The organism is Streptomyces sp. NPDC004658 (assembly GCF_040609555.1).
In the GTDB taxonomy this organism is placed as follows: domain Bacteria; phylum Actinomycetota; class Actinomycetes; order Streptomycetales; family Streptomycetaceae; genus Streptomyces.
Genome location: NZ_JBEXKG010000015.1, coordinates 61,346 through 68,075 on the forward strand (window position 1 = coordinate 61,346; position 6,730 = coordinate 68,075).

4 protein-coding genes and 2 pseudogenes are annotated in these 6,730 nt (G+C 69.1%); 5 read left to right on the top strand and 1 reads right to left on the bottom strand.

The annotated features are described in order from the left end of the window. Nucleotides 1-244 precede the first annotated feature (244 nt). Nucleotides 245-952 carry a DUF2637 domain-containing protein gene (locus ABZV94_RS08770; RefSeq protein ID WP_356338694.1) on the top strand — a complete coding sequence of 236 codons (708 nt, stop codon included), beginning with the start codon at nt 245-247 and terminating at the stop codon, nt 950-952. 269 nt (nt 953-1,221) lie between these two features. Here the strand turns inward: ABZV94_RS08770 and ABZV94_RS08775 are convergent. Further along, nucleotides 1,222-1,461, bottom strand: a pseudogene (locus tag ABZV94_RS08775) (hypothetical protein); the annotation flags it as partial. A gap of 14 nt (nt 1,462-1,475) precedes the next feature. Here ABZV94_RS08775 and ABZV94_RS08780 point away from each other — a divergent pair. From ABZV94_RS08780 to ABZV94_RS08795, 4 genes and pseudogenes are all read left to right on the top strand, one after another. Continuing rightward, nucleotides 1,476-1,652, top strand: a pseudogene (locus tag ABZV94_RS08780) (DUF397 domain-containing protein); the annotation flags it as partial. Between the two features lie 146 nt (nt 1,653-1,798). Then, nucleotides 1,799-2,179, top strand: a complete 381-nt coding sequence (locus ABZV94_RS08785; RefSeq protein ID WP_189753123.1) for a VOC family protein — start codon at nt 1,799-1,801, stop codon at nt 2,177-2,179. Nucleotides 2,180-2,505: 326 nt separating this feature from the next. Then, nucleotides 2,506-4,761: an ATP-dependent RecD-like DNA helicase gene (locus ABZV94_RS08790; RefSeq protein ID WP_356338661.1), complete on the top strand. Its 2,256-nt coding sequence runs from the start codon at nt 2,506-2,508 to the stop codon at nt 4,759-4,761. Between the two features lie 326 nt (nt 4,762-5,087). Next, the gene (locus tag ABZV94_RS08795) at nt 5,088-6,377 is read left to right on the top strand and encodes a citrate synthase (RefSeq protein WP_356338663.1); all 1,290 of its coding nucleotides are present in this window, start codon (nt 5,088-5,090) and stop codon (nt 6,375-6,377) included. Nucleotides 6,378-6,730: the final 353 nt, after the last annotated feature.

Consider the following 6,730-nt stretch of genomic DNA (forward strand, 5'->3'; position numbering starts at 1 on the left):
GGCGCGTGGCACCTTGCGCGTGGACGGCGCACGCATCGAACCCCAGGCCACCGAGTCGCTGCTCCGCGAGTTCCTCACGCTATTGGAAGCGGTCCAGGAGGAACTTAATCAACGGTGGACCGCCCAGGCAAACTCTGACTGCCGCGTGGATCGTGTGTGACGGGGGTCGATTTCCATGAATCACGACTATGCGGGTTCCTCCTTCGCCCGGCGTGAACGGTATGCGGACACGCCCCCCTATACCGTGGGTACCGTCTGGCACGGCAGCCCTGTCGACGCACTGGACTCACAGGCCCTCCTGGTGCCCCCCGACTCGGGCTGGGACCCGGCCGAGGAACTCGCCTATCTCCTCCAGGAGGCCGTGCCGGCCGAGCAGCCGGCCGTTGTCCCGCCCCCGCGCAGCGAGCCGTCACCCGCCGTCGACTACGCCGATCCGATCGAGAACCTGGCCCGGATCACCGCGCAGCTGCCGCCCATCCGACGCCCTTCCGCAGGCGCCGGACACCGCAAGAGCCGCGTCCGGAGAATGCGCGTCAAATGGCTGCAGACCGGCAGCTTCGTGATCGCCGCATTCGTTTCCGTCATCGTGGCGATGGTCAGCGTATTCGGCGGAATGGCGGCCTACGGACCCCTGCGGAACATCACGTCGGGCACGAACGGCGAGATGATCGCCTGCTGGCCCATTCTCGTGTACGGCCCCTGGATGGTGGCCTCCCTCTCCATTCTGCGAAGCGCCCTGCACCAGCGCCGAGCCCTGCACTCATGGTTCATCGTCCTGCTGTTCTCGTCCGTCGCGATGATGCTGTGCGTGGCTCAGGCCGACCGGACCGTCACCGGTATCGCCGGCGCGGCCCTCCCCGCATGCGCGTCACTGGCATGCTTCCAGCAACTGGTCCGCCAGATCACCCTGACTCTGCCCCCACGCCAGGACAAACCCCGCCATCGCCGCTAGCGACGCGCGCCGCGCCCCGTGGCGCCCGTCCGGAGACCCGACAGGCAGATCTGTTCCACTCCCCGGCCCACCCCGACCGTCCCACCCGGGGGTTCCCACACCGCCTGGTACAGATCTGCCCATCCCCACTGCTGCCATCCCCACCGGCCGCGAGTCGCCGGACTCGCCCGGCGTGCGGGCGAGGTGCGAGTGCGCACCCTGCCGACGATGCGGAGGCGGCCAACCCGAGGGGCCGTTGCCGCTGGGGCCACGGCCCAAGGGTTACGTGCTCACTCCCCGGTGAACAACTCCCTGGCGTCCGCCGCGTGTACGGCTCGCTGGGCCCAGGTCTCCAGCTGGTCGGGATCCGTGCAGGCGTTCACCCGTTCGCGGACGGCGTCGGGCACCGGGATGCCACGCCATTCCAGGATGTGCAGCACCATCTCGGCCTTGGCCTGGGACCGCCCTTGCTCCAGTCCTTGCTCCCGCCCCTCCTCGCGTACCTGTTCGGCCAGGGGGTGTCGCCAGAAGTTGTGAGGTACCCATGACCATTCTCGACAACTGGCGTAAGTCCTCCTACTCGGGTGAGGGCGACGGCAACGCCTGCGTTGAGATCTCCCCCACCCCCACCCACATCTCCATCCGCGACTCCAAAACCCCCGCCCGAGCCACCCTCACCTTCCCGACCCCCGCCTTCACCGCCTTCCTCGAAGCCCTGAAGGCGCATCCCCACCCCCACTCCCAGACCCCAAAACCCGTCGCACCAACTCCCCCCGCCCGGTACGGTCTCGGCGTGTTTCACCGCGGAGAGCCCATCCGCTCCCCGCGGCCGCAGCGTCGGTCCCGAGCTGAGAGTGGGTTTCGTCCATGGCGTGTCGTATCGGTGAACTGGTGCTCGGTTGCCGCGAACCCGAGGTGCTGGCGCGGTTCTGGTGCGAGGTCCTGGACTTCGTGGTGCTCGGACGTGAAGAGGACGGCAGCATCGAGATCGGGCCGCGGGAAGGATTCGGCGGTGCGCAGCCGACGCTCTTCCTCAGCCGCCGGGACGAGCCGGAGCCCGGGAAGTCCCGGCTGCACATCGACGTCAACGCCACCGACCGCGATCAGGACGCCGAGCTCGAACGCCTCCTGAAGCTCGGGGCGCGCCCGGCGGACATCGGTCAGACCGGCGAGGAGTCCTGGCACGTTCTCGCCGACCCCGAGGGCAACGAGTTCTGCCTGCTCAAGGCCCGCCTCAATCCCCTCTGACGGTCGTCCCTGCGGTGGCCGGGCGGGGGCGGGTGGCCGTCGGGGCAGGGCTGGTCGCCGTAGTCGTACCGCGTCGTGATCGGGGCGTCCGTGCCGGCGCCGCGGCCGACGGACCATCCCGGCTGTCCGCTCGCGTACCGGGACGTCGACGGCGGACGTGTAGCCGGCCTGCGGGCTGTCGTCCTGTCCGCCTCCGGCCGGCTCGGGGCATCGTGCCGGTGGCGTCTGTGCCGTAGAGGGTGATGTCGTCGTGGCCGGGGCGGGCCGGGATCCGGCGGGGACCGTACCAGTGGGCCGGTGTCAGACCTCACCGGTACCGTCGGATCATGGCTCAACAGGCGGGGACCCAGACCGGCGAACGGCGTCTTGCCGTGGTCGAAGGCGTACTGGAGCGGATCACGTACGCCAACGAGGAGAACGGGTACACGGTGGCCCGGGTCGACACCGGCAGAGGCGCCGGGGATCTCCTCACGGTCGTCGGCGCCCTCCTCGGTGCCCAGGTCGGTGAATCCCTGCGGATGGAGGGCCGCTGGGGGTCGCATCCGCAGTACGGCAAACAGTTCCATGTCGAGAACTACACGACCGTGCTGCCGGCCACCGTGCAGGGCATCCGGCGCTATCTGGGGTCCGGCCTGGTCAAGGGCATCGGGCCGGTCTTCGCCGACCGCATCACCCAGCACTTCGGCGTGGACACCCTGAGGGTCATCGAGGAGGAGCCCGAGCGCCTCATCGAGGTTCCCGGCCTCGGCCCCAAACGCACCAAGAAGATCGCCGACGCCTGGGAGGAGCAGAAGGCGATCAAGGAGGTCATGCTCTTCCTGCAGACGGTGGAGGTGTCCACCTCCATCGCCGTGCGCATCTACAAGAAGTACGGCGACGCGTCGATCTCCGTGGTGAAGGAGCGCCCCTACCAACTCGCCGCCGACGTCTGGGGCATCGGCTTCCTCACCGCCGACAAGATCGCCCAGTCCGTCGGCATCCCGCACGACAGTCCCGAGCGCGTGAAGGCCGGCCTCCAGTACGCGCTGTCGCAGTCCGCCGACCAGGGGCACTGCTTCCTGCCGGAGGAGCGGCTGATCGCCGATGCGGTGAAGCTGCTCCAGGTGGACACCGGACTGGTCATCGAGTGTCTGGGCGAGCTGGGTCGGGTACCGGAGGACGGAGGCGATCCGGGAGTCGTCCGGGAGAAGGTGCCCGGGCCCGAGGGCGGCGGCGACGAGCCCGTCAGTGCCGTGTACCTCGTGCCCTTCCACCGCGCCGAACTCTCCCTGTCCGCCCAGCTGCTGCGGCTCCTGCGCACGGACCAGGACCGGATGCCGGGGTTCCGGGACGTCGACTGGGGCAAGGCGCTCGGGTGGCTGAGATCCCGCACCGGCGCCGACCTCGCGCCCGAGCAGGAGGCGGCCGTGAAGCTCGCGCTCACCGAGAAGGTCGCCGTCCTCACCGGCGGGCCCGGCTGCGGCAAGTCGTTCACCGTGCGCTCCGTCGTGGAGCTGGCCCGGGCCCGGCGTGCCAAGGTGCTGCTCGCCGCCCCGACCGGCCGGGCCGCCAAACGGCTCGCCGAGCTGACCGGGGCCGAGGCCTCCACCGTGCACCGGCTGCTGGAGCTGAAGCCGGGCGGGGACGCCGCCTACGACCGGGACCGGCCGCTGGACGCCGACCTGGTGGTCGTGGACGAGGCCTCCATGCTGGACCTGCTGCTCGCCAACAAGCTCGTGAAGGCCGTACCGCCGGGGGCCCATCTGCTCTTCGTCGGGGACGTGGACCAGCTGCCCAGCGTGGGCGCGGGGGAGGTCCTGCGCGATCTGCTCGCCGACGGCAGTCCCGTCCCGGCCGTCCGGCTCACCCGGGTCTTCCGGCAGGCCCAGCAGTCCGGTGTCGTCACCAACGCGCACCGGATCAACGCCGGGCAGCATCCGCTCACCGACGGGCTGAAGGACTTCTTCCTCTTCGTGGAGGACGATACGGAGGCCGCCGGCCGGCTCACCGTGGACGTGGCCGCGCGGCGGATTCCCGCCAAGTTCGGGCTGGACCCGCGCCGGGACGTGCAGGTGCTCGCGCCGATGCACCGGGGGCCGGCCGGAGCGGGCGCGCTCAACGGGCTGCTCCAGCAGGCGATCACGCCCGGGCGGCCCGATCTGCCGGAGAAGCGGTTCGGTGGCCGGGTCTTCCGCGTCGGCGACAAGGTCACCCAGATTCGTAACAATTACGAGAAAGGGAAGAACGGTGTCTTCAACGGCACGGTGGGCGTCGTCACCTCGCTCGATCCGGTCGACCAGCGCTTGACCGTGCTGACGGACGAGGACGAGGAGGTTCCGTACGAATTCGACGAACTGGACGAACTGGCCCATGCGTACGCGGTGACCATCCACCGTTCACAGGGCAGTGAATATCCCGCGGTGGTGATTCCCGTCACCACGGGAGCATGGATGATGCTCCAGCGGAACCTGCTCTACACGGCGGTCACCCGGGCCCGGCAGCTGGTCGTCCTCGTCGGTTCGCGCAAGGCGATCGGGCAGGCGGTGCGTACGGTGTCGGCCGGGCGGCGGTTCACGGCCCTGGACTTCAGACTGGGGGCCTGACCCACGGGCAGCGGGCCCCGAAGTCACGTCCGGCGGCCCTCGAAGTCACGTCCGGCGGCTCCTGAAGTCACGGGCGGTGGCCCCGAAGTCACGGCGATGGCACCGATCCGGCCCCGGCGGCAGGAATGATCGATCAAATGAGTCGTGAAGGTCACAGAGCACTTCCCGTTGCCCCTCCGAGGGGGCAGGATGAGCAGGTTGACGGCACTGAGTGCCGCCAATAGGCCCAATGGTCGACCCCGAGTGCACTCTCCTGAGCCAAATGGGGGATGGTAGAGACAGTCAGGGCACCTCGAAGATGAGGCACTACGTCGGTGAGGGAAGACGTGAGCGACAACTCTGTAGTACTGCGGTACGGCGACGGCGAGTACACCTACCCGGTGGTCGACAGCACCGTCGGCGACAAGGGCTTCGACATCGGGAAGCTCCGCGCCCAGACCGGTCTGGTGACTCTGGACAGCGGCTACGGCAACACCGCCGCCTACAAATCCGCGATCACCTACCTCGACGGCGAGGCGGGCATCCTCCGCTACCGCGGCTACCCCATCGAGCAGCTGGCCGAGCGCTCCACCTTCCTTGAGGTGGCGTACCTGCTGATCAACGGCGAGCTGCCCACCGTCGACCAGCTGACGGCGTTCAAGAACGACATCACGCGGCACACGCTGCTGCACGAGGACGTCAAGAACTTCTACAAGGGCTTCCCCCGCGACGCCCACCCGATGGCCATGCTGTCCTCGGTCGTCTCGGCGCTGTCCACCTTCTACCAGGACAGCCACAACCCGTTCGACGAGACGCAGCGCAACCTCTCCACGATCCGGCTGCTCGCCAAGCTCCCGACGATCGCGGCGTACGCGTACAAGAAGTCGATCGGTCACCCGTTCGTCTACCCGCGCAACGACCTCGGTTACGTCGAGAACTTCCTCCGCATGACCTTCTCGGTGCCGGCGCAGGAGTTCGAGCTGGACCCGGTCGTCGTCGCCGCGCTGGACAAGCTGCTGATCCTGCACGCCGACCACGAGCAGAACTGTTCGACCTCCACGGTCCGCCTGGTCGGCTCCTCGCAGGCCAACATGTTCGCGTCGATCTCGGCGGGCATCAGCGCCCTGTGGGGCCCGCTGCACGGCGGCGCCAACCAGTCCGTGCTGGAGATGCTGGAGGGCATCCGCGACTCGGGCTCCGACGTCGACACCTTCATCCGCAAGGTGAAGAACAAGGAGGACGGCGTCCGGCTGATGGGCTTCGGCCACCGGGTCTACAAGAACTTCGACCCCCGCGCCAAGATCATCAAGGCCGCCGCGCACGACGTGCTCTCCGCGCTGGGCAAGGAGGACGAGCTCCTCGACATCGCCCTCAAGCTGGAGGAGCACGCGCTGTCCGACGACTACTTCGTCGAGCGCAAGCTGTACCCGAACGTGGACTTCTACACCGGTCTGATCTACCGCGCCATGGGCTTCCCGACCGAGATGTTCACGGTCCTGTTCGCCCTCGGCCGCCTGCCGGGCTGGATCGCCCAGTGGACCGAGATGATCAAGGAGCCGGGCTCCCGCATCGGCCGCCCGCGCCAGATCTACACGGGCGTGGTGGAGCGCGACTTCGTGCCGGTCGAGGAGCGCTGACACCTGCCGGTGAGGGGCGCCGTGAGGGGCGCTGCTGGGGTTCGTTTCTTCGGCTTCGGGTGTGCCGGGCTGTCGTGGCCGGGCCGCCCGAAGTGGCCGGGGCCGCGCGTGGGCCGAGCGGCGATCCGGACGGTCACGGTCGTGGTCGAGGGCGGTTCGGTGCCGGTCGAGGAGTGCTGACACCTGCCGGTGAGGGGCGCTGCTGGGGTGGCGTTCCGTTGCGGTTCGTTTCTTCGGCTTCGGGTGTGCCGGGCTGTTGTGGCCGGGCCGCCCGAAGTGGCCGGGGCCGCGCGTGGGCCGAGCGGCGATCCGGACGGTCACGGTCGTGGTCGAGGGCGGTTCGGTGCCGGTCG